The sequence below is a fragment of the Streptomyces sp. ME02-8801-2C genome, from assembly GCF_033793965.1.
GTDB lineage: Bacteria > Actinomycetota > Actinomycetes > Streptomycetales > Streptomycetaceae > Streptomyces.
Genome location: NZ_JARAXP010000016.1, coordinates 131667 through 151358 on the forward strand (window position 1 = coordinate 131667; position 19692 = coordinate 151358).

Consider the following 19692-nt stretch of genomic DNA (forward strand, 5'->3'; position numbering starts at 1 on the left):
GAAAGCGGAAGCCGAAATGTCACACATCTCCGAAGACGACCGTGATCAGCGCGTACTGCGCGTACTGCGAGAGGCCGACCGCCTCCCCGGACCCGATCATCTGGAATTCCCGGAGGACTTCGACCACCCTCGGGCCAAAGAACTGCTGGCCGAGCTCCACGCACGCCTTGAACAGGAGTTCTCCCACCCCTGCACGGTCGACCGCCACGTCCAGGACGCCAGCTTCCACGCCCTGGTGGGCGTTCCCGCCGAAGCCACCGGCGCCGGAGTACCCATCGGTATCCGGCTCAGCAACTACGCGGACCTCGCCGTCGTCACCCTGCCCGCCCCGGGGAGCCACGATTCCCTGGACGACGCCGTGGCGCGGGGAGACCTGACGGAGACGGACCGGCGGCGCGTCGAGGACGCCCTGTCCGACCTCGGGTTCGTGACCGTCCCGGAACGCCTTCTCCATCGCCCGTACGACGGCGTCACCCCGCTGAGCGAGTTCCGCAATCCGGATCACCCGGCGACCTGGTGGACCAGGTTCTTCGACTACATCTGACCGGCTGCGCCCGAAGTGCCTTCAGCGGATCACCGGTACGGCGTCCAACGCCCCCCGCGCCGACCCCGCCACCCGGATCTCCACACTCCCCGGCAGCACCCGTCGCTCCAAGTCGCCGTCCACCTGCGCGAGTTGCTCCGCCCCGAGGGCGAACGTGACCGTCCGGCGCTCCCCCGGAGCAAGGTCGACGCTCTCGAAGGCGCGCAGCTCCAGGGTGCGCGGCCACACCGTCGTACGCAGTGGGCGGATGTAGAGCTGGACGACCGTACGCCCGGCCCGCGAACCCGTGTTGGTGACCTCGACCTCGCAACTGGCCCCGTCCGAGCCGATGTTCGGGACGCCGTACTCGAATGCCGTGTACGTCAGGCCGTGCCCGAAGGAGTACAGGGGCTCGGCGTCCTCGTCCACGTACGAGCCGTACTCCGTGTCCTTGTGGTTGTAGTAGACGGGGAGTTGGGCCGCCGAGCGCGGGACAGAGACGGGGAGGCGGCCGGTCGGGGCGGTGTGGCCGAGGAGGATCTCGGCGATCGCCTCGCCGCCCCAGGGGCCCGGATACCAGGCGGTCAGCAGCGCGGCGGCGTGTTCCGCCGCCTCCGGGACCGCGTGCGGGCGGCCCTGGATCAGGACGACCACCGTGGGTGTGCCGGTCGCCGTCACCGCGTCCAGCAGGGCGTGCTGGGCCCCGCCCAGGCGCAGGTCTGCCAGGTCGACGCCCTCGCCGCAGGTCATCTCCGAGACGACAGTCCGGGCGGCGCCGTTGGCGTCGAACTCGGTGTCCGGGGTACGGGCGCTGCTGCCGCCCAGGACAAGAACGGCCAGGTCGGAGGCGGCTGCCGCGGCCACCGCCTCGGGGATGCCGGAGAGGTCGTCGCCGGTCAGGGCACAGCCCCGGGCGTGGCGGATCTCGGTCCGCGGGAGGGCGAGGTCGCTCAGGGCAGCCAGGACGCTGGTTCCCGTGCCGGGGCGCTGGGGGGCCGTGTAGTCGCCGAGTTGGTGGGCCGTGGTGGCGGAGTGCGGGCCGATGACGGCGATGCGTTCGACCTTCGCCGGGTCGACGGGCAGGACGCCCGCCCTGTCGTGGAGGAGGGTGACGGCTGAGCGAGCCAGAGCCGTACTGAGGGAACGACCGGCCGCCGGGGACGGCAACTCAGGTATCCCATAAGGGCGTTCGAAGAGACCCAGGCGGAATTTCAGGGTCAGGACCCGGGACACGGCCGCGTCGAGCACCGTTTCCTCCACCAGCCCTCGTTCCACCGCCTCCGCCAGATGCGTGAAGCCCTCGTCCCAAAGGCTCAGGTCGATACCGGAGTTGAGGGCGAGAGCGCCCGCCGAGACCTTGTCTCCGGTGATACGGGCGAGGCGGTCCACGGCGAGCCCGTCGGCCATGACCAGCCCCTGGAACCCCCAGCCGCGCCCTCCACTGCCCCGCAACAACCCGTTCAGCAAAGGGCCGTTGGCCGAGCACGGGATGCCGTCCACCTCGTTGTAGGCGGCCATGACCGCTGCGGCTCCCGCCCGTACGCCGGCCCTGGCCGCCGGGAGGTGGATCTCGTGGAGTTCACGGGGACCGAGCTCCGACTCGGCGGAGTTCCGCCCCCCGACCGTCGCGCCCTGCCCGGCGAAGTGTTTGAGAACCACCGGAGCCCTGTCCGAAGCGAACGCCTCTCCTGCCTCCCTCTCCCCCGCTCCCTCCCCCTGCATGCCCCTCACCAGCGCCTCCGTCAGGCGGGCGGCAAGGTGGGGGTCCTCCCCGAAGCACTCCTCCGTGCGTCCCCAGCGGGGGTCGCGGGCGATGTCCAGGGCCGAGACGAGGGCCAAGTGGCCACCACGGGCGCGGAGTTCGGCGGCGGCGTGGGCAGCCGCACGCTCGTACAGGTCCGGGTCCCAGGTGGCGCCCACGGCCAGGTTGACGGGGAGGACGGTCCCGTCGAGGGCCATGAGGCCGTGCGGTACCTCCTCGACGAAGAGGGCGGGGATGCCGAGGCGGCTGCGTTCGAGTACGTGGCGCTGGACCAGGTGGGCCAGTGCGGGGCCGGCGTCCGCACCGGCGCCCGTCGAGTGGTCGACACCGGACCAGGCGTCGGCACGGAGGAGGCCGTAGAGGGCGCCGAGGCCTTCGAAGCGGTCGGTTTCCTCGTACAGGGCCTCGGTCAGCTCGAACCCGCCGTCGGGGCGGCGACGGTAGGCGTCCCAGCCGTACATCCGCTGGTTGAGCTGGCCGACCTTCTCGCGCAGTGTCATCCGGCCCAGAAGGTCGGCGACGCGGGCGGCGACCGGGGCGGCGGGGTCGCGGTAGAGGGGGCTGACGGTGGAGGTCGCGGCTGCGGTCGCGGTCACTGGTTCTCCATAGCGAGTCCGGCCAGGGCGACCGCGCCCCGGCTGCCGTCCGGAACCCAGTGGGCGACCAGGCCTAGGGCACGCAGGTGCGGGTCCAGGGCGGAGGTCAGCGGGCCTTCCGGCCCGAGAAGGCCGCCCGTCGCGACCACTGTCTCGCCCGGCACCGGCTCCAACGCCCGTACACAGTCGGCGAGATGACCGGCAGCCTCGTCGAGGATCGCCCGAGCGAGAAGGTCCCCCGCCCGCGCCGCCCCGGCGACCAGCGGAGCGAACCGGGCCAGCCGGACGGGCGGTTCGCTCATGACTGCGGGCAGGACATGCCGGCGGTAGGCCTCCCGGGCGTCCCGGGCCCAGGCCTGCCCGAGGCCGCCCTCACCTTCGTACGCGGACACCTCACGTTCGTACGAGGATGCCCCGCCCTCGTACGCCGATGTTTCACCTCCGTACGGGAGCACCGCATCCGGCACCCCCAACTCCCGTCCCACCAGGGCCGCCAGAGCCGTGTCGGGGCCGCGTCGGTCCGCCATGCGCAGGGCGACGCGGACCGCCTCGCGGCCGATCCAGAAGCCGCCGCCGTCGTCGCCGAGGAGCCAGCCGTCGCCGCCGACGGTCTTCTCGCAGTGACGGGCGGAGATGCGCATCGCGACGGCACCCGTACCGGCGACGAGGGCCAGACCGTCCGCCGGGGCGCCCGGGGCGGCGGCGAAGGCGGCCTCGATGTCGCTGCTGATCCGGATCTCGCGCGCGGGAATACCGAGGCGCCGCAGGGCTTGCGTCAGCGCGGTACGGGCGTTGAGGCGGCCGGGTTCGTCGGCGGTGCCGGCGGCGCCCGCGAAGCCGCCCGCGACGGCGACGACCAGGGGTCGGACCGATTCCGGCACAGCCTTGGCGAGGGCCTCGACGAGGTGCTCGGTGAGCTGCGGCACGGGAACGGTCAGGGCGTTGCCCGGCCCGGCGACACCCTCACCGAGCGGGGACCCGTCGGCGGCGGACGCCAGCAGGGCGCGCGTACGGGTGCCACCGGCGTCGATCCCGACGACGAGGGCATGATCCGAACCCCGACCCAAATCCTGGTTCAATTCATTGCTCATCGCGCACTATGGTGGTTCATACATTCGCCGAGGACAAGACCCGACTCGCGGGCCCGGCGCAACCCGCCCGTCGGAGGAGGCCCCCGTGAGCACACCCCCCACCCCATCTCCCTCCCCCTCTCCCACTCCTCGCTTCGGCGTCAACTACACGCCGCGCCGGGGCTGGTTCCACTCCTGGTACGACTTCGACCCGGCCCTCGCGCGCGAGGATCTCGACCAGATCGCCGGGCTGGGCCTGGACCACGTACGGATCTTCCCGCTCTGGCCGCTGCTCCAGCCGAACCGCACGCTGATCCGCGCCTCGGCCGTCGACCAGGTGGCGCAGCTCGTGGACGTGGCGGCCGAGGCGGGCCTCGACGTCATGGTGGACGGCGTACAGGGCCACCTCTCCAGCTTCGACTTCTACCCGGAGTGGACGCGCAGCTGGCACCACCGCAACGTCTTCACGGACCCGGAGGCGATCGAGGCGCAGGCGCGGCTGCTGCGCACCCTCGGCGGCGCTCTGGCCGGCCGCCCGAACCTCCTGGGCCTCCAGCTCGGCAACGAGCTCAACAACCTGGTCGAACACAACCCGGTGACGGTGTCGGAGATCGACCACTACCTGGACACCTTGCTGTCCGCCGCGCGAACGGGCCTCGGCACGACGGCCGGCCTGGTCACCCACTCCGCGTACGACGCCGCCTGGTACAGCGACGACCACCCCTTCACCCCGGAGGCCTCGGCCGGAAAGGGCGACCTGACGACCGTCCACCCCTGGGTGTTCTCGGCCGACTGCGCCCGCCGCTACGGCCCCCGCTCCCCGCAGGTCCAGCATCTCGCGGAGTACGGCGTGGAACTGGCGACCGCGTACGCCGAGGACCCCGCCCGGCCGGTGTGGGTCCAGGAGACCGGCGCCCCCGAACCGCACATCCCGGCGGCGGACGCCCCCGACTTCGCCCGCGCGACGGTACGCAACGCCGTCGAGTGCGCCAACCTGTACGGGGTCACGTGGTGGTGCTCCCATGACGTCGACCGCTCTCTGGCCGACTTCCCCAAACTGGAGTACACACTGGGCCTGTTCGACTCCACGGGCAATCCGAAGCCCATCGCCGGGGCCCTGGCGGAAACAGTCGCAGAACTGCGCGCCTACCCCCGCCCGACCGAACCCCGTACGACCGCGCTGGTGCTGGACTGCACCTGGGGGAACCGTTCGATCTCGGGCCCTGGCGGCGCGTACTTCGAGGCGTGGATGCGACTGCGGGAGGAGGGCACCCGCCCGGCGGTGATCCTGGCGAACCGCGCCGAGGACGAAACCCACCTGACGGCGCGGGACATCAAGGAGGTCGTACGGCCGGATTGACCCGGGGGCGCTAGCCGTTCACTCCCGTGTAATGGCTCAGGCTCCAGTGCCACAGCCGACGGGAAAGAACGAAGGCGAGCACACCGATGAGCGGGGACGCCACCGCCAGCGCCAGGGGAACGCCCAGTCCGTGCGTGTTCCCTGTCAGTACGGCCGTCGGCAGATAGGCGACGAAGGCCAGCGGCACGAGGAAGGTGAACATGCCGCTGACGATTCCGGGAAGGATCTTGAGCGGGTAGCTGCCGAAGGTGCCCATCAGTTCCTCGACCCAACTCGACCAGTAGGAGGCGGCGGGGTAGTGCAGAGCGGCGCTCGACAGCGCGGTGAAGATCGCCGCCTCCACGAAGACGCCCCCGGTGACGGCTGCGACGAGAAAGGCGATTCTCGGCGCGGTCCAGTGCACCTGCGCCCGTGATATCGCTGCGGTGGACAGGGAGATCCCTACGATGAGGTCGCCGATCGCGTTGTTCGGGAAGTACGTCAGCTGCACCTGCCGGTACACCGGCATGGGCCGCAGCAGGTAGGCCTCCATCAGCCCTTCCTGGACGATGTCGGTCAAGCCGCTGATGCGTCCGAAGAACAGCACGTACAGGGCGTGAGCCAGCATCCGCAGCCCCACCAGGAGGAGAACGGCGTCCGTGCTCCAGCCGCCCATCCCGGAGAAACGGCCGAGCAGCACCGTGGCGAACACGATGACGGACATCTGCCAGATGGCCCCGATGGCCACCGTCAGCGCGAACTCGACGCGGAACTCCATGTAGCTCCGGACTATTCGGCCCATGATCCGCAGTGCGACGCGCCATGCGTCGAGAAACGCCCGCACGCTCAACCTCCCTGGGAGACGACGCGTCTGCCGGCCCGGGCCCACACCACACGTGCCGCGACCGCGAGAAGCACGGCCCAGACGAACTGCACGAGGAACTCCAACGGGACGTCGGACAGCGGGATGCGTCCGATGTAGATCGACAGCGGGACGTTGAGGGTCGACTGGAACGGCAGCAGAGAACTCATGGTCCGGAACCAGTCGGGGAAGAACCACAGCGGCGCGAACGCGCCGGAGAGCAGGTTCTGCACGAAGGTGATGATCATAATGGCCGCGTAGTTCTTCAGCGTCCAGAAGCACAGCAGGTCGACCAGGAGCATGAGGTAGTACACGATGACCTGGCCGGCGCACACGCTGAGCAGCGCCAGGATGCCGGCCGCCGCCGACGCCGGCGCCTCGATGAGGCCGAAGAGACGGCACACCAGGTAGCCGGCGGCGGCCCACGCCAGCGCGTAGAGCTGTTCCCCCAGAGCACGGAAGAAGTAATAGCGGCCCGGGGAGAGCGGCCGCAGGAACCAGTAGACGATGGTGCCGAACTGCAGGTGCTGGAAGACGGTGTCCCGTCCGGCCCGCCGGTCGATCCCCCGCACACGGGTGAGCAGCGCCGCCGCGACGGCGAAGGTGACCGCCTGTTCGCGGTCCAGGCCCGCGCTGCTGTCCGTCTGGGCGTACAAGGCCCGCCACAGGCAGGTGACCAGGAATACCTGCAGGACCAGACGTATGGCTGTCGCCGCGAGCCGGCCCGTCGCCAGCGACTCGCCGAGCGGTGTGATCCGCAGGGTTCGCCATGCCCGGCCCGGGCGGACGCGGCCCTGTGCCGCGGTGGTCACGGGCGCTCACCCGCCCCGTCGGTCCGAGGCGCCGAGAAGATCCCTGGCGGGGACCGGGGCCTCGGCGTCCTGGTGGCGGTAGGCGGCGCGCATCACGTCTTCGAGATCAGCCTGTTCGATACCGACTTCGGCGACGTCGTGGTGCTGGATCAGTTCCTTGAGCGCCTGATGCGCGGTGAAGGGAACCGTGTCATCGGGTGCGAGGAACAGCCGTGGGCCGTCCCGCCGGACCACGGTGAGCCCGTCCAGCCGTATCCCGTCCGCGGGGTCGGCGAGTGTCACGTGTATCTGCCAGGCCGATCCGTAGGTCCGTCGGATGTCGTCCAGTGATCCGTCGAGCACGACGCGGCCGTGGTTGATGAGCACCACGCGCTCCGCGAGACGTTCGACCTCCGTCATGTCATGGGTGGTCAGCAGCACCGTGCGGCCCCGTTGTTCCACCTCGTGCCGGAGGAACCGACGGACCTGCTCCTTGGCGACGACATCCATGCCGATGGTCGGTTCGTCCAGGAACACCACGGGCGGGTCGTGCAGCAGCGCGGCCGCCAGATCGCACCGCACGCGCTGCCCCAGCGACAGGTGCCGCACCCTCGTGTCCTGGAAGGAGGAGAGGGCGAGCAGCTCGTCGAACTCCGCAAGGCGAGCCCGGTGGTCGGCGTCCGGTATCCCGTAGATGTCCTTGAGGATGGAGAAGGACTCGCGGACCGGTAGGTCCCACCAGAGCTGGGTGCGCTGACCGAACACCGCACCGATGTTTCTGGCGTTCTTCTCCCGCTCGAGGTGGGGGTCGATGCCGGCTACACGAGCCCTTCCGGACGTCGGTCGCAGGATTCCGGTGAGCATCTTGATCGTGGTGGACTTGCCCGCCCCGTTCGGACCCAGTAGAGCAAGCAGCTCCCCCTGTCTCACATGGAGAGACACATCCTGCACGACCGCCTTTGTTTCCCATTGCGGAGCGATAAGAGATCGCGCCGCGCCGCGAAAACCTGGAACACGCCTGACCGTACGGAAGGTTTTTGTCAACCCTTCCGCCAGTATCACCGGGCCGCCGGCGCGGGACCTCTTGTGCAGCACAGACTGACCCCCGTGGTCTTTCGTGGGAAAACTTCATGAGAAAGCGGGTTTCATGACCGTGGGTTCGAAATATCGGACGCCCACGTCAGGCGCTGCGCCGGTTGATGACCGGTTTGCCGCTCCGGGCCTCGGCCACTGGGTGCGCCGGGTTCGCCGGGCGCACGGACCTCGGTAAATGCCTTGTCAGGCATAGTGCTGCGGGGTGTTCACGCCAGGTGTCCACACCACCGATCGGGCCGCCCAGAGCTTAATCTGACGGTTGGACGAAGGGCAAGACGTTGGAAATCAGCCACCGCGCCGGGCTTGACGCGAGACCTTCGCGCGGGCACCCGAAACGCCCATGCACGTGCGCGTTCCGACAGCCCGCGCCCTCCGTCGGAGAGTGCGCGCCACTTCGCCCCGGGAATATGGTGTGGCCGGAAAGCCCCCTGTCTTGACATCGCTTCTCGCTGGATGCTGCAATTTCGCGGCACACAATTCGCCACCGGGAAGACTCCTGTGGACTTCCTGTGCGAATCAACCGAGGTGAGTGTCCACTATTTGGACAGCGCCGAATTCGCGGTCCTTTCCCGCATAAGAGCCCGAGCCGCTGGACATGTAACTCCTCCCCGCATCCATTCTCCGGATGCTTCACGTTGTCGCGCGGAGGGTCGGCAAATGATCTCTCCGTCCGAAATGTCGATCAGATAGGTGGGTGCTGTGCCCGGAGGCTTTGAGGATTCAATGGGGGAACGGGAAGGGCGGTTGAACTGGTCGCAGGCCGACTGGTTCGCCGGACGACCCACCGATCCTCAGGCGGTGGCCGAACACAACGAAGCGACGTACGAGGACAACCTGTTCGCCGTGGCCGACGGCCAGGGGGCCACGGTCGCGCAGGTCATGGGGGCGGTGACCGGGCTGGTCGGCCGGCACGAAGCCCTGCGCACCCTGCTGCGGTTCGATGACGACCCCAGGGGCACACAACGGGTCACCTCCGTCCGCGCCCCCGACGTGGAGGCCGCCGTCCGCGTGGAGAGCTTCCGGGAGGCCACGGACCTCTTCACCCGGGCCCGGCACACCTCGTTCGACCTGGCCACCCAGTGGCCGTTCCAGGCGGTGGTGTCGACCGAGGGCCCACGGGTCCGGGAGATCGGTCTGGTGGCCGATCACAGCGCCGTGGACGCATGGGGGCTGAAGGTGATGCGCCAGGACCTGGAGGGCCTGCTGCGCGGGACGCTTCCCCCCCTGCCGACCGGTGGCACGGACATCACTCAGCCTCTGGACGTCGTGCGCTGGGAGGAGTCCGAGAGCGGGCAGCGCCACCTCGAACGGGCGTCACGGTACTGGACCCGGCAGTTCGAGGAACTCGGCTCGGCGGCGGTTTCGCCGGCGGGAGTCGACGGCCGGCGGCAGGCCGGTCCCGCCGCCTCGGACCGTCACTCGTCCTGTGTGCTGCGCTCCACCTCGTTGCTGACGGCGGCCGAAGCCGCCTCTGCCGCACTGCGGGTGCCGGTGTCCACGGTGCTGCTGACGGGATTCGGACTGGCACTGTGCCGCTGGGGCGGCATGCGGGCAGTGGGCGTGCTGACCCTGACGCACAACAGATGGCTGGGGAACGTCAAGGCCTGCGCCAGCAAGATGTTCATGCAGGCACCGGTGGTCGTGGACATTCCGTCACCGGCGGACCTGTCCCGCGTCGCACGGCGGACCTTCGTCCGGCAGGCCCAGGCCGGTGAGTTCGCTCACATCGACCGTGCCGAGGCCGACGCGATCAGGGACCGGGTGCTGCCCGGCGCGGATTCGATCAGAGCGGCCGGCGCCCTGTTCAACTTCACCGACGCGTCGCTGCACGCGTTCACCGAGCGGGAGAAGGGCCCGCTCGAGGCATCCATCGCCCGCTGGCCGTTCCCCGACGAGGAGATCGTCGTCGAGGAGGAGCGGCGGCACGGACCGCAGCTGATGCTCACCGTCCTGCAGGAGAAGCACAGCATCGCGCTCCGGCTCGCCTGGTGCCTGGACGCCGAACTCACCCGGCCGGGTGAGCTGTTCATGCGGGACATCGTCGACGCGGTGTGGACCCTGGCAGGCGGACGACGCCCGCGGCAGCTGCCCCGGCCAGGCGGTTCGAGGGCCTCGGCGGACGCGACGGCTCCTCCCTCCTGACGGCGGAGCACGACCCCGACCCGGCCGCGCCGGCCGACTCACACGACAGGAGTCCGCAATCGCCACGCAAACTGCCCCGATCCCCGCGCACAGCGCCCGCCGGGGACCGTGTACCGCCGACCACGACCCTCTGTGGGGGACCTTGTTCGAGAAGGTCCCCGCCCTGTCCCAACGCGAGTTCGAGGTGTTCTGCCTGCTCGCCGAGGGCGCTTCGAACCGTTCGATCTCGACGTTCCTGAAGGTCACCGAGCGGACGGTGAAGGCCCACGTGGCCCAGGTACTGGCCAAACTCGACGTGGAGTCCCGTCTGCAGGCGGGGATCGTCGCCTTCGCCTGGGCGGTGCACAGCGGCAACCGCACCTCGCCCCTGCTGCCCTCACCGCCTTGCTCCACGCCCGTCCTGCACTCCCTCGGACACGGCTGATCAGGCGGATTCCCGCCGCCGTCCGCGCACCGGACGGCCGGCGGACGCGATCAGGACACACCCGCCAGCCGCAGCAGGGCCGTGCAGGCGGCGGCCGCCAGGACGACCACGACGAACGGCACCTTGCGCCAAGCGAGGAGCCCGCCCACCAGCACTCCGACCGGGCGTGCCGCCCCCGCCCACTCATGGGCCTCGAACAGGGCCGTGGTGACGACCAGCGCGGTGAGCAGCACGACGGCGGAGCGCTCCATGAGCTTCTCCACCGCGGGCGGGAACTCGACCCTGGAGCGCAGCGTCGGGCCCGCGAGTCGGAACGCGTACGTTCCGACCGCGAGCACGAGCATCGCCCCGACGAGCAACGGAGTGTTCGTCATCGCGCGCTCTCTTCCTCTCGTACTCGCCCGGTCGCCAGGACGACCCCGGCCAACGCCAGCAGGACGGGGAGCCCGACCGGCAGGAACGGTGTCGCGACCAGAGCGGCGCCCGAACCGGCGAGGGCCGCGGTCCGGGTCTTCCGGTCGCGCAGGGCCGGCAGGATCAGCGCCAGGATCACTGCCGGGAACATGGCGTCCAGGCCCAGGGCGTCCGTGTCCTTGATCACCGAACCGGCCATACCGCCCAGGAGGGCGCCCAGCGGCCAGCACACCAGAATGCCCAGTCCGCACAGCCGGTACGCGGCGCGCTTGGCGGGGAGGTCCTTCTGCGCCAGGGCGAAGACAACGGTCTCGTCGTTCATCAGATGGGTGCTGAGGAACCGGCGCCAGCCACGGCCGATCACCTCCGGAATCGCCAGCCCGAAGGGCAGGTGCCGGGCGTTGACGAGCAGTCCCGCCAGCACGGCCGCGATCGGGCTGCCACCGGCGGCGATGATCCCGATGAACAGGAACTCCGAGGACGCGGCGACGACGAGCACGCCCAGCAGCACGGGCACCCACAGAGGGAAACCCGATGACACCGCGATCGCGCCGTAGGACAGGCCGATGACACCGACCGCCAGACACACCAGGGCCACGTCCCGTAACACCTGGCGCTCTAGAGTTCTCCATATCGAACGCATGGAGTTCATGATGAACATCCCACAGATCGTTCGTCAAGGCGAACAGTCGACCGCTGGAGCGAACGCCCCATGAAGACACCACCACCGCAACGACCACCGGCGGCCGGCTCCGACAAGCCCCCGATGAAGGCCATCGCCGCCGCTCTGCACCGGGAACGCAGCCGTACCGGTCTGAGCCTCAGCGAGGTCGCGCAGCGGGCGGGCATCGCCAAATCCACCCTCTCCCAACTGGAGTCGGGCGCGGGCAACCCCAGTCTGGAGACCCTCTGGGCGCTCTGCGTGGCACTGGACACGCCGTTCTCCCGGCTGGTGGAACCGCACCAGCCCCGGGTCCAGGTGATCAGGGCCGGCGAAGGCGCCGCCGTCTCCTCCGCCCAGGCCGACTACCACGCCGTACTCCTGTCGGCCTGCCCGCCCGGCGCGCGCCGCGACGTCTACCGCGTCACCGCCGAGCCGGGGCACCAGCGGCTGTCGGACCCCCACATGCCGGGAGTCGTGGAGCATGTGGTGCTGGGCGCCGGCCGCGCGCTGGTGGGGCCGGCCGACGACGCCGTGGAACTGGGCCCGGGTGACGCCATCACCTACCCGGCCGATCTGCCCCACGTGTTCCGCGCGCTGGAGCCGGGCACCTGGGCCGTGCTGGTCAGCGAGCACGTGTAGGGGCCCGGAGCGGTCAGTGCCCCATCCCCATGCCGCCGTCCACGGGGATGACGGCACCGGTGATGTACGAGGCGTCGTCCGACGTCAGGAACCGTACCGTCGCCGCGATCTCCTCCGGAGCGGCGGGACGCGCCAGCGGGACCTTCCCGAGCGCGGCCTCGCGCTGCCTCTCGGTCAGGGCCCGGGTCATGTCGGTGTCGACGAAGCCGGGGGCCACGACGTTGCAGGTGATGCCGCGCGGACCCATCTCACGGGCGTAGGAGCGGGCCAGGCCCGTCAACCCCGCTTTGGAGGCGGCGTAGTTGGTCTGGCCGGCGGAACCGTGCAGACCGACCACGGACGAGACCAGGACGATTCGCCCCCTGCGGGCCTGCAGCATGCCCGCCGTGGCCCGTTTGACGACGCGGAAGGCGCCGACGAGGTTCGTTTCGAGCACCGCGGCGAGATCGTCCTCCGGCATGCGCAACAACAGGTTGTCCCGCGTGATGCCGGCGTTGGCGACCAGCACGTCCACCGGACTGTGCTGTGCCTCGACGGCCTTGAACGCCATCTCCACCTGCTCGGGGTCGGTGACGTCGCAGCGCACCGCGAGACAGCCCGCGTCCACGAGATCACGGGGCGGCTCGCCGGAGCGGTAGGTGATCGCCACCCGCTCGCCGGCCTCGGCGAAGGCAAGCGCGACCGCGCGGCCTATGCCCCTGTTGCCTCCGGTGACGAGTACGGATCGGCCCACCGGATCCTCCCTTCGATCGTTTCTTCGGTCATTCCTGGGTGCGGCGGGCGGACGGTGCTCAGACAAGCTTGTGGACCCAGCCGTAGGGGTCGGGCCGCTCGCCGGACTGGATGCCCATGAGCTCCTCCCGCAGCCGCAGGGTGACGGGCCCGACCTCTCCGCCGGCCACCGTCCACTGGCCGTCGGCGCTCCTGACCCGGCTCACGGGGGTGATCATCGACGAGGTCCCGCACGAGAACACCTCCGTGAGCGCTCCGGACTCCGCGTCCGCACGCCACTGATCCACGCTGATGCGCCCCTCCTCCACCGTGTGGCCGAGATCCCCGGCCAGGGTCAGCAGTGAGTTCCTGGTGATTCCCGGCAGCAGAGTGCCCGTCAGCTCCGGGGTGACCAGCCGGGTTCCGTAGACGAAGAACAGGTTGCTGGTGCCCATCTCCTCCACCCAGCGCCGCTCCACCGCGTCCAGCCACACCACCTGGTCACAGCCTTGCCGTCGGGCCTCCTCCATGGCCGGCAGCGTCCCCGCGTAGTTGCCGCCGCACTTCGCCGCGCCTGTGCCGCCCGGCGCCGCGCGCACGTGCTCGCCCGGCACCCACACGGAGACCGGCCGGGGCCCGCCCTTGAAGTAGGCGGCGGCGGGCGACGCGATCACCACGAACAGGTATTCGGTGGACGGCTGGTAGAAACCGATGGACCGTTGCGTCGCGATCATGAACGGCCTTAGGTACAGGCTGTGTCCGGGCCGGTGGGCAACCCACTTCTGGTCGGCGGCGACCAGCCGTTCCAGCGCCTCGACATAGGTGTCCTCGGGGAGAGGCGGCATCGCCATCCGCCGGCAGGAGGCGTTCAGCCGCGCGGCGTTGGCGTACGGCCTGAAGGACACCACGGACGCGTCCGGTCGGCGATACGCCTTCATGCCCTCGAAGATCTCCTGTCCGTAGTGGAAGACCTGGGCGGAGGGCTCAAGAGCGATCGGGCCGTACGGCTCGACCCGGGCGTCGTACCAACCCCGCCCGTCAGCCCACTTGATCGTCACCATGTGATCGGTGAACACCTCCCCGAAGACGGGGTCGGACATCAGCCGCTCCCGCTCGGAGTCCGGGGTGGGGACGGCGGGCTGATGGCTGAACTCGACCGGCATGGGATTCCTCCGGGACTGCGGGGCGGGGGGACGGGGGGCGGGGGATCAGACAGGTGGGTTGCCGTGCTTGCGCGCCGGCTGCTCGGCGCGCTTGGCGCACAGCATCGTCAGCGCGCGGACAAGAATGTCGCGGGTGTCGGCCGGGTCGATCACATCGTCGACGAGCCCGCGTTCGGCCGCGTAGTACGGATGCATGAGCTCCGCCCTGTACTCCTTGACGACCTGCTCGCGTACCGCCTCGGGGTCCTCCGCCTCGGCGATCCGCCGGCGGAAGACGACGTTCGCGGCGCCTTCCGCGCCCATCACGGCGATCTCGTTGGTCGGCCAGGCGAAGGCCAGGTCCGCCCCGATGGAGCGGGAGTCCATCACGATGTACGCCCCTCCGTAGGCCTTGCGCAGGATCAGCTGGACGCGGGGCACGGTGGCGGTGCAGTACGCGTAGAGCAGCTTGGCGCCGTGCCGGATGATGCCGTCGTGCTCCTGGGCGACACCGGGCAGGAATCCGGGTACGTCGAGCAACGTGATGAGCGGAATGTTGAAGGCATCGCACATCTGCACGAAGCGAGCGGCCTTTTCCGAGGCCCTGATGTCCAGCACACCGGCGAGGCGCAGGGGTTGGCTGGCCACGATCCCGACCGTCCGGCCGCCGACGCGCGCCAGCGCGCAGATCACGTTGGGCGCCCAGCGCTCGTGGACCTCGAGGCATTCGCCGTCATCCACGAACCCCTCGATGACGTCCATCATGTCGTACGGCACCTTGCCGTCCGTCGGGACGATGTGCAGCAGGTCGTCGCAGCGCCGGTCGGGTGGGTCGGTCGTAGGACAGACGGGCGGCATCTCCCGGTTGTTGGCGGGCAGCAGCGACAGCAGGTACCGCACCTCGGCGAGGCAGGTCGCCTCGTCGTCGAACGAGAAATGCGCGACGCCGGACGTCGCGGCGTGGACGTCCGCGCCGCCGAGCCCGTTCTGTGTGACCTCCTCGCCGGTGACCGCCCTGACCACGTCGGGCCCGGTGATGAACATCTGCGACGTCCCGCGGACCATGAACACGAAGTCGGTCAGCGCCGGGGCATACGCGGCACCACCGGCGCACGGGCCCAGGATCACCGAGATCTGCGGGACGATGCCCGAGGCCTGGGCGTTGCGGCGGAAGATGCCCCCGTAGCCCGCGAGCGCGCTGACGCCCTCCTGGATGCGCGCGCCCGCGCCGTCGTTGAGGGAGACGAGCGGCGCGCCGGCCGCCACGGCCATGTCCATGATCTTGTGGATCTTCTCAGCGTGGGCCTCGCCCAGGGCACCGCCGAAGATACGGAAGTCGTGGGCGTACACAAAGACCGTGCGACCCTCCACGCGGCCCCATCCGGTGACCACGCCGTCCGTGTGCGGTCGCTTCGCTTCCAGGCCGAAGCCCGTGGCCCGGTGCCGGCGCAGGGTCTCCACCTCGGTGAACGTGCCCGGGTCCAGCAGCAGTTCGATCCGCTCACGGGCGGTGAGCTTGCCCTTGGCGTGCTGGGCCCGCGTGGCGCGCTCGCTCGGTCCGCGGCGCGCCGCCCGCTTGATCTCACGCAGCTCGTTCAGGCGCCTCATGGCGTCACCGGGGACCGTCGGATCGTCACACGTCTGCGTCTGCGTCTGCGTCTGAGGGGGCATGACTAGCTCTCTCCTTCTGTGACCGACAGCGTGATCGCGGTGAGCAGCAAGCCGTCGCGACTGGTCCAGCGGCCGCACAGCGTCTCGGGAAGGCGCTGGTGCCGCCCGCCGCGAGGGCGCAGCCGTACGTCGAACTCCGCCGTGTCGGCCGCGAAGCCGACCTCGGCCTCCCGGAAGCCGAGGAAGAGCCCGGTCAGCGGATGCCAGACCTTGTAGACGCTCTCCTTGACGCAGAAGAGCAGGCGGTCCCAGCGCACCTCGCCCCCACCGGCAAGCAACTCCCCCACGAGGCGGCGTTCTTGCGGTGTGGAGATGAACTCCAGTACGTCCTCGGGGACTTCGCGGTTCGGCTCGGCGTCGATGCCGACCGCCGCGGCCCGCTCCCGGCTCGCGACCGCGGCCGCGCGATAGCCGTCGCAGTGGGTGATGCTCCCGACCACCGAGGCCGGCCAGTGCGGGGCTCCGCCGGGCGTTCTCAGGATCGCCCCAGGGGTCTCCCCCAGGTCCGCCAGGGCTCGGCGGGCGCAGTACCGCCCGGTCGTGAACGCCGCGCGCCGCGAAGCCGCGAAGCCGCGTGCGACGGCCTCCTCCCCCGGGTGCAGGGTGATGCCCTCCGAGTCCCCGTACGCCTCGTGGCCCGCGACGTACCCCGGGACGACCTCCTCGATCATCGGCCCTCCGTCGAGCCGGGGGCGGTGACGGCCTCTCGCTCGCTCTGGAAGGCACGGCAGCGCTGGCGTTGCGCGCCGAGCCCGCCCACCTCCACCTCCAGCAGGTCCCCGGGGCGCAGGAAGTCCACGTCGGGCCGGGCCAGCGAGATGCCCGCGGGGGAACCGGTCAGTACGACGTCTCCTGGCTGCAGCACCGTGAACTGGCTGAGATACCAGACGACATGGGCGACGTCGAAGACCATGTCGCCGGTGTGGCCGTCCTGCATCCGACGACCGTTCACATGGCAGGTCAGCCTCAGCGACCGCGGATCGCCCACCTCGTCCGGGGTCACCAGGTGCGGCCCCAGCGGGGTGAAGGTCTCGAACGACTTGCCCTTGATCCACTGACCGCCGCGCTCCAGCAGCCAGCCGCGTTCCGAGACGTCGTCGGCCGTGCAGAAGCCGGCGACGTGGTCGAGAGCGTGCTGCCGGCCGGGCAGGTACTGGGCACGGCGCCCGATGACCACGGCCAGTTCCACCTCCCAGTCCGTCTTCAGGCTGCCGGGCGGAATGACAAGGTCGTCGAAGGGCCCGACGACCGTCGAAGGCGCCTTGCTGGAGACATAGGGCTCGTCGGGCACCTCCATCCCGGCCTCCGCCGCGTGCGCGCGGTAGTTCAGGCCGATGGACAACACATGGCCGCCGGGCCGTACGGGCGGGCCGACCCGCTCGTGCGGGCCGGCGACAGGCAGCCGCGAACCCTCACGGGCCAGACGCCGGCCGAGCTCACGGAGCCGGCCGGGATCGAGCGCGGCACCGCTCCAGTCGGGAACCCAGGCCGAGAGGTCGCGCGTCGTACCGTCCGGGTGGACGGCGCACGGGCGTTCCTGCCCCGGCGGTCCGATCCGCAGCAGGCGCATTCACTCCCCCTCTTCGAGGTACTTCTCGAAGAAGGTGGACTCCGCGTCGGTGAGCCGACGCGGGCGTCCCGCCCTGTAGTCGAACGGAGCCATGACCGTCGACGCGGACGCGTACACGGTGTCGCCGTCCTTGACCTCGTAGTCGATGGCGACGGTGGCCGACTCGAGCCGTGACACCCACATCTCGATCTCGACCGGCTCGTGTCGGTGGGTCAGTTGCCTCTTGTACGAGATCTGGTGACTCACCACCACGGAACCGTCCTTGAAGAACGCGTCGCCCTCGGTCGGTGCCATTCGGAAGACGAGATCGACGCGCGCCTCCTCCAGGTACCGAAGGAAGTTGACGTTGTTGACGATCCCGTAGACGTCCATGTCCGCCCAGCGCAGCGGGCAGTGGTACACGTGCCGGGCCATGGTCACTTCCCTCCGCCGGTGAGTGACTGGAACGCGGAGACGTAGTCGTCTGCGGCTATCGGGGCGCGCAGCAGCTCGGGCGACAGCCGGAAGCCGTCGATCAGCAGCGATGTGTACGGCAGGACGCGGGTGCACACCTCGTCGAGCAGATCGGGCAGCGCCCGCACCTCATCGGCGGTCAGCGCACCCTGCGCCAGGTACCAGCCCGCGTCGCGCCGCACCTCGGTCAGCGCGTAGAGCAGGGCCAGTTCGCGCAGCGCCACGCGGACGGACGGCTCGTGCGCCTCGCCGACGGCGGCCTCGAAGGATTCGAGTGCCACCCGTACCGCTCGCGTACGGGCCATGGCGAGCGCGGAGTTCATCGTGGAGTTCCACGCTTCGAAGTACGTGCGCCCGCTGTCGTCGGACATCCTGGCGCGACCCTCCTCGTGCAGGGACCGCTCCCGCTCACCCAGGATCTCCACCAGCAGGCGCACGTCCAGGAGACCGTGGGGGCCACGCTCGGCGCGCGTCGCCCCGGCGGTCTCGGCGGCGGGCCGGGCGAGCAACTGGCCCGCGGTGGTCGCGAGGAGCACCTGGTTGTCGCCCTCGGCGGTGACCAGGCCCTGGAGCAGGGAACCGTAGTCCGCGATCCGGTTGGCGCTGAAGATGCCCTGGGCGCCGCAGCGTTCCCGGCAGACGGCGACGGTCTCCGTCATCTCCCAGGTGGTGAGAGCTTTGGTGAGCGCGATGAGCACACCCAGCTCGGCGGAGATCTCGCCGGCCTCGCGCAGATAGGCGCGCTTGGCGTGGTTGAGCAGGAAGGTCATCGCGTAGACCTTGGCCAGCTGGGTGAAGAGGGACAGCTGGTGGCTTCGGTACTCGATGACGGGCATGTCGTTGCGGCCGGGGGCGTTGGTGAGTCGCCGCGCCGCGTACCTCAGGGCGATGTACACGCTCGCCCGGCCCGCTCCGACGGCCGCGCTCGACACACAGAGCCTGCCGGGCTGGATGCGGCTCATCGCCTTCAGGAACCGCTTGCGCTGGTTGCCCGCGCCGGGCTTGAAGGCACCCTCCGGCGTGAACTCGCCCCTGTCGCCGAGGAGCAGGTTACGGCGCGGCACGCGTACGTGGTCGAACCAGGTCAGTCCGTTGTCGAGGCCCTGTACGGGTTTCTCCGGGCAGGGCGCGGCGTGGATGCCCTCGCACAGGCCCCCGGCGTCGCTGATGCGGACCACGAAGGGATAGACGCCGTGGTCCTTCCCGTCGGCCTTCAGCCGGGCCAGTACCACCGCGACCTTCGGGACATCCTGGAAGCCGCTGTACGACATGTACTTCTGTGCGAGCGGGTCCGGCGTGTTGATCACGAAGGTCTCGGTGTGCCGGTCGTACACCGCTTCCGTGCGCAGCGCCGCCACGTTGTTGCCGTAGCCGAGTTCGGTGGCCATGTACGGGCCGAACGACTCCAGGCTGTCGAGTTCCTCGAGGTGGTCCTTGAGGTCCTCCCGGTCACCGCCGTGCTCCGCCACGGTGCCGAGGCAGAGGTTGTAGTGGACCATCAGCAGCGAGAACGTCGACACGTCCAGCAGGGAGGGCCATTCGGCCAGCGCGAACAGCCGGCGCGGGTTCTTCAGGATCTCCAGCGGCCGCTCGAGGCGCCCGTGCACGAAGCGGGACCGCTCGTAGGCCAGCCGCCCCGCCTCGGGCAGGCTCAGCCCGTCGCGGGCGTCGAAGGCCGGGTCCAGCAACAGCGCACGGATGTCGGCGTGCACGTCCTCATAGGTACCGTCGAAGATCAGCCGGCTCAGCTCCGCGCGACCGGCATCACCCTCGTCGGACTCGGCCGGCCCTAAAACCGTGGCACTGGTCATCGCGTCTCGGTCT

General features: G+C 70.1%; 19 protein-coding genes. 5 read left to right on the plus strand and 14 right to left on the minus strand.

The features are described 5' to 3' along the window. Positions 1 to 16 precede the first annotated feature (16 nt). Positions 17 to 544, plus strand: coding sequence for a hypothetical protein (locus PV396_RS36600; RefSeq protein ID WP_319212165.1), 528 nt, complete (start codon positions 17 to 19; stop codon positions 542 to 544). A gap of 21 nt (positions 545 to 565) precedes the next feature. Here the strand turns inward: PV396_RS36600 and PV396_RS36605 are convergent, their stop codons facing one another. Together PV396_RS36605 and PV396_RS36610 are read right to left on the minus strand one after the other, a co-directional pair. Beyond that, positions 566 to 2785: a glycoside hydrolase family 3 N-terminal domain-containing protein gene (locus PV396_RS36605; protein ID WP_319212238.1), complete on the minus strand. Its 2220-nt coding sequence runs from the start codon at positions 2783 to 2785 to the stop codon at positions 566 to 568. Positions 2786 to 2877: 92 nt separating this feature from the next. Further along, positions 2878 to 3972, minus strand: coding sequence for a BadF/BadG/BcrA/BcrD ATPase family protein (locus PV396_RS36610; RefSeq protein WP_319212167.1), 1095 nt, complete (start codon positions 3970 to 3972; stop codon positions 2878 to 2880). 85 nt (positions 3973 to 4057) lie between these two features. Between PV396_RS36610 and PV396_RS36615 the strand changes: the two genes are divergently transcribed. Continuing rightward, the gene (locus tag PV396_RS36615) at positions 4058 to 5311 is read left to right on the plus strand and encodes a cellulase family glycosylhydrolase (RefSeq protein ID WP_319212169.1); all 1254 of its coding nucleotides are present in this window, start codon (positions 4058 to 4060) and stop codon (positions 5309 to 5311) included. A gap of 10 nt (positions 5312 to 5321) precedes the next feature. On the opposite strand, the gene PV396_RS36620 is transcribed toward PV396_RS36615, so the two are convergent. From PV396_RS36620 to PV396_RS36630, 3 genes are read right to left on the minus strand one after another with little or no spacing between them, the layout of a single operon-like run. Then, entirely contained in the window at positions 5322 to 6092 is a 771-nt protein-coding gene (locus PV396_RS36620; protein WP_319212240.1) for an ABC transporter permease, read from the minus strand. Positions 6093 to 6136: 44 nt separating this feature from the next. Next, the gene (locus tag PV396_RS36625; protein ID WP_319212171.1) at positions 6137 to 6964 is read right to left on the minus strand and encodes an ABC transporter permease; all 828 of its coding nucleotides are present in this window, start codon (positions 6962 to 6964) and stop codon (positions 6137 to 6139) included. A gap of 6 nt (positions 6965 to 6970) precedes the next feature. After that, complete coding sequence (locus tag PV396_RS36630) at positions 6971 to 8005, minus strand: ATP-binding cassette domain-containing protein (protein ID WP_319212242.1); 1035 nt, start codon at positions 8003 to 8005, stop codon at positions 6971 to 6973. Positions 8006 to 8836: 831 nt separating this feature from the next. On the opposite strand from PV396_RS36630, the gene PV396_RS36635 reads away from it, so the two are divergent. Both PV396_RS36635 and PV396_RS36640 read left to right on the plus strand, forming a co-directional pair. Further along, complete coding sequence (locus PV396_RS36635; protein WP_319212173.1) at positions 8837 to 10180, plus strand: condensation domain-containing protein; 1344 nt, start codon at positions 8837 to 8839, stop codon at positions 10178 to 10180. A gap of 142 nt (positions 10181 to 10322) precedes the next feature. Further along, a complete protein-coding gene (locus tag PV396_RS36640) occupies positions 10323 to 10604 on the plus strand; it encodes a helix-turn-helix domain-containing protein (RefSeq protein ID WP_319212175.1) in 282 nt (93 codons plus the stop codon). Between the two features lie 50 nt (positions 10605 to 10654). Here PV396_RS36640 and PV396_RS36645 read toward each other — a convergent pair whose 3' ends face one another. Together PV396_RS36645 and PV396_RS36650 are read right to left on the minus strand one after the other, a co-directional pair. Next, entirely contained in the window at positions 10655 to 10978 is a 324-nt protein-coding gene (locus tag PV396_RS36645; RefSeq protein ID WP_319212177.1) for an AzlD domain-containing protein, read from the minus strand. Beyond that, complete coding sequence (locus tag PV396_RS36650; RefSeq protein WP_319212178.1) at positions 10975 to 11661, minus strand: AzlC family ABC transporter permease; 687 nt, start codon at positions 11659 to 11661, stop codon at positions 10975 to 10977. Before PV396_RS36650 ends, PV396_RS36645 begins: the two co-directional genes overlap by 4 nt. Before the next feature lie 69 nt (positions 11662 to 11730). Here PV396_RS36650 and PV396_RS36655 point away from each other — a divergent pair, with 69 nt between their 5' ends. Next, positions 11731 to 12321 carry an XRE family transcriptional regulator gene (locus PV396_RS36655; RefSeq protein ID WP_319212180.1) on the plus strand — a complete coding sequence of 197 codons (591 nt, stop codon included), beginning with the start codon at positions 11731 to 11733 and terminating at the stop codon, positions 12319 to 12321. A gap of 13 nt (positions 12322 to 12334) precedes the next feature. Here the strand turns inward: PV396_RS36655 and fabG are convergent, their stop codons facing one another. The 7 genes from fabG to PV396_RS36690 are packed head-to-tail and all read right to left on the minus strand — an operon-like array spanning position 12335 to position 19679. Next, complete coding sequence (fabG, locus tag PV396_RS36660; protein WP_319212182.1) at positions 12335 to 13054, minus strand: 3-oxoacyl-[acyl-carrier-protein] reductase; 720 nt, start codon at positions 13052 to 13054, stop codon at positions 12335 to 12337. Positions 13055 to 13112: 58 nt separating this feature from the next. Then, positions 13113 to 14195: a branched-chain amino acid aminotransferase gene (locus tag PV396_RS36665; protein ID WP_319212184.1), complete on the minus strand. Its 1083-nt coding sequence runs from the start codon at positions 14193 to 14195 to the stop codon at positions 13113 to 13115. A gap of 45 nt (positions 14196 to 14240) precedes the next feature. Next, positions 14241 to 15845 (minus strand): acyl-CoA carboxylase subunit beta, encoded by a 1605-nt coding sequence (locus PV396_RS36670; RefSeq protein ID WP_319212186.1) that lies wholly within the window; start codon positions 15843 to 15845, stop codon positions 14241 to 14243. A gap of 2 nt (positions 15846 to 15847) precedes the next feature. Beyond that, positions 15848 to 16516, minus strand: a complete 669-nt coding sequence (locus PV396_RS36675) for a 4'-phosphopantetheinyl transferase family protein (protein WP_319212188.1) — start codon at positions 16514 to 16516, stop codon at positions 15848 to 15850. Further along, positions 16513 to 17415: a fumarylacetoacetate hydrolase family protein gene (locus tag PV396_RS36680; protein ID WP_319212190.1), complete on the minus strand. Its 903-nt coding sequence runs from the start codon at positions 17413 to 17415 to the stop codon at positions 16513 to 16515. Before PV396_RS36680 ends, PV396_RS36675 begins: the two co-directional genes overlap by 4 nt. Further along, a complete protein-coding gene (locus tag PV396_RS36685) occupies positions 17416 to 17829 on the minus strand; it encodes an acyl-CoA thioesterase (RefSeq protein ID WP_319212192.1) in 414 nt (137 codons plus the stop codon). A 2-nt stretch (positions 17830 to 17831) separates the two neighbouring features. Next, positions 17832 to 19679, minus strand: a complete 1848-nt coding sequence (locus PV396_RS36690) for an acyl-CoA dehydrogenase (RefSeq protein ID WP_319212194.1) — start codon at positions 19677 to 19679, stop codon at positions 17832 to 17834. Between the last annotated feature and the right edge of the window lie 13 nt (positions 19680 to 19692).

What these genes read in the sequence shown, in the direction of transcription:
- PV396_RS36600 (WP_319212165.1), top strand. Translation starts at nt 17, where the DNA reads ATGTCACACATCTCCGAAGACGACCGTGATCAGCGCGTACTGCGCGTA.
- PV396_RS36605 (WP_319212238.1), bottom strand. Translation starts at nt 2,785, where the DNA reads ATGACACTGCGCGAGAAGGTCGGCCAGCTCAACCAGCGGATGTACGGC.
- PV396_RS36610 (WP_319212167.1), bottom strand. Translation starts at nt 3,972, where the DNA reads ATGAGCAATGAATTGAACCAGGATTTGGGTCGGGGTTCGGATCATGCC.
- PV396_RS36620 (WP_319212240.1), bottom strand. Translation starts at nt 6,092, where the DNA reads ATGGGCCGAATAGTCCGGAGCTACATGGAGTTCCGCGTCGAGTTCGCG.
- PV396_RS36645 (WP_319212177.1), bottom strand. Translation starts at nt 10,978, where the DNA reads ATGACGAACACTCCGTTGCTCGTCGGGGCGATGCTCGTGCTCGCGGTC.
- PV396_RS36650 (WP_319212178.1), bottom strand. Translation starts at nt 11,661, where the DNA reads ATGCGTTCGATATGGAGAACTCTAGAGCGCCAGGTGTTACGGGACGTG.
- PV396_RS36655 (WP_319212180.1), top strand. Translation starts at nt 11,731, where the DNA reads ATGAAGACACCACCACCGCAACGACCACCGGCGGCCGGCTCCGACAAG.
- PV396_RS36665 (WP_319212184.1), bottom strand. Translation starts at nt 14,195, where the DNA reads ATGCCGGTCGAGTTCAGCCATCAGCCCGCCGTCCCCACCCCGGACTCC.
- PV396_RS36670 (WP_319212186.1), bottom strand. Translation starts at nt 15,845, where the DNA reads ATGCCCCCTCAGACGCAGACGCAGACGCAGACGTGTGACGATCCGACG.
- PV396_RS36675 (WP_319212188.1), bottom strand. Translation starts at nt 16,516, where the DNA reads ATGATCGAGGAGGTCGTCCCGGGGTACGTCGCGGGCCACGAGGCGTAC.
- PV396_RS36680 (WP_319212190.1), bottom strand. Translation starts at nt 17,415, where the DNA reads ATGCGCCTGCTGCGGATCGGACCGCCGGGGCAGGAACGCCCGTGCGCC.
- PV396_RS36685 (WP_319212192.1), bottom strand. Translation starts at nt 17,829, where the DNA reads ATGGCCCGGCACGTGTACCACTGCCCGCTGCGCTGGGCGGACATGGAC.
- PV396_RS36690 (WP_319212194.1), bottom strand. Translation starts at nt 19,679, where the DNA reads ATGACCAGTGCCACGGTTTTAGGGCCGGCCGAGTCCGACGAGGGTGAT.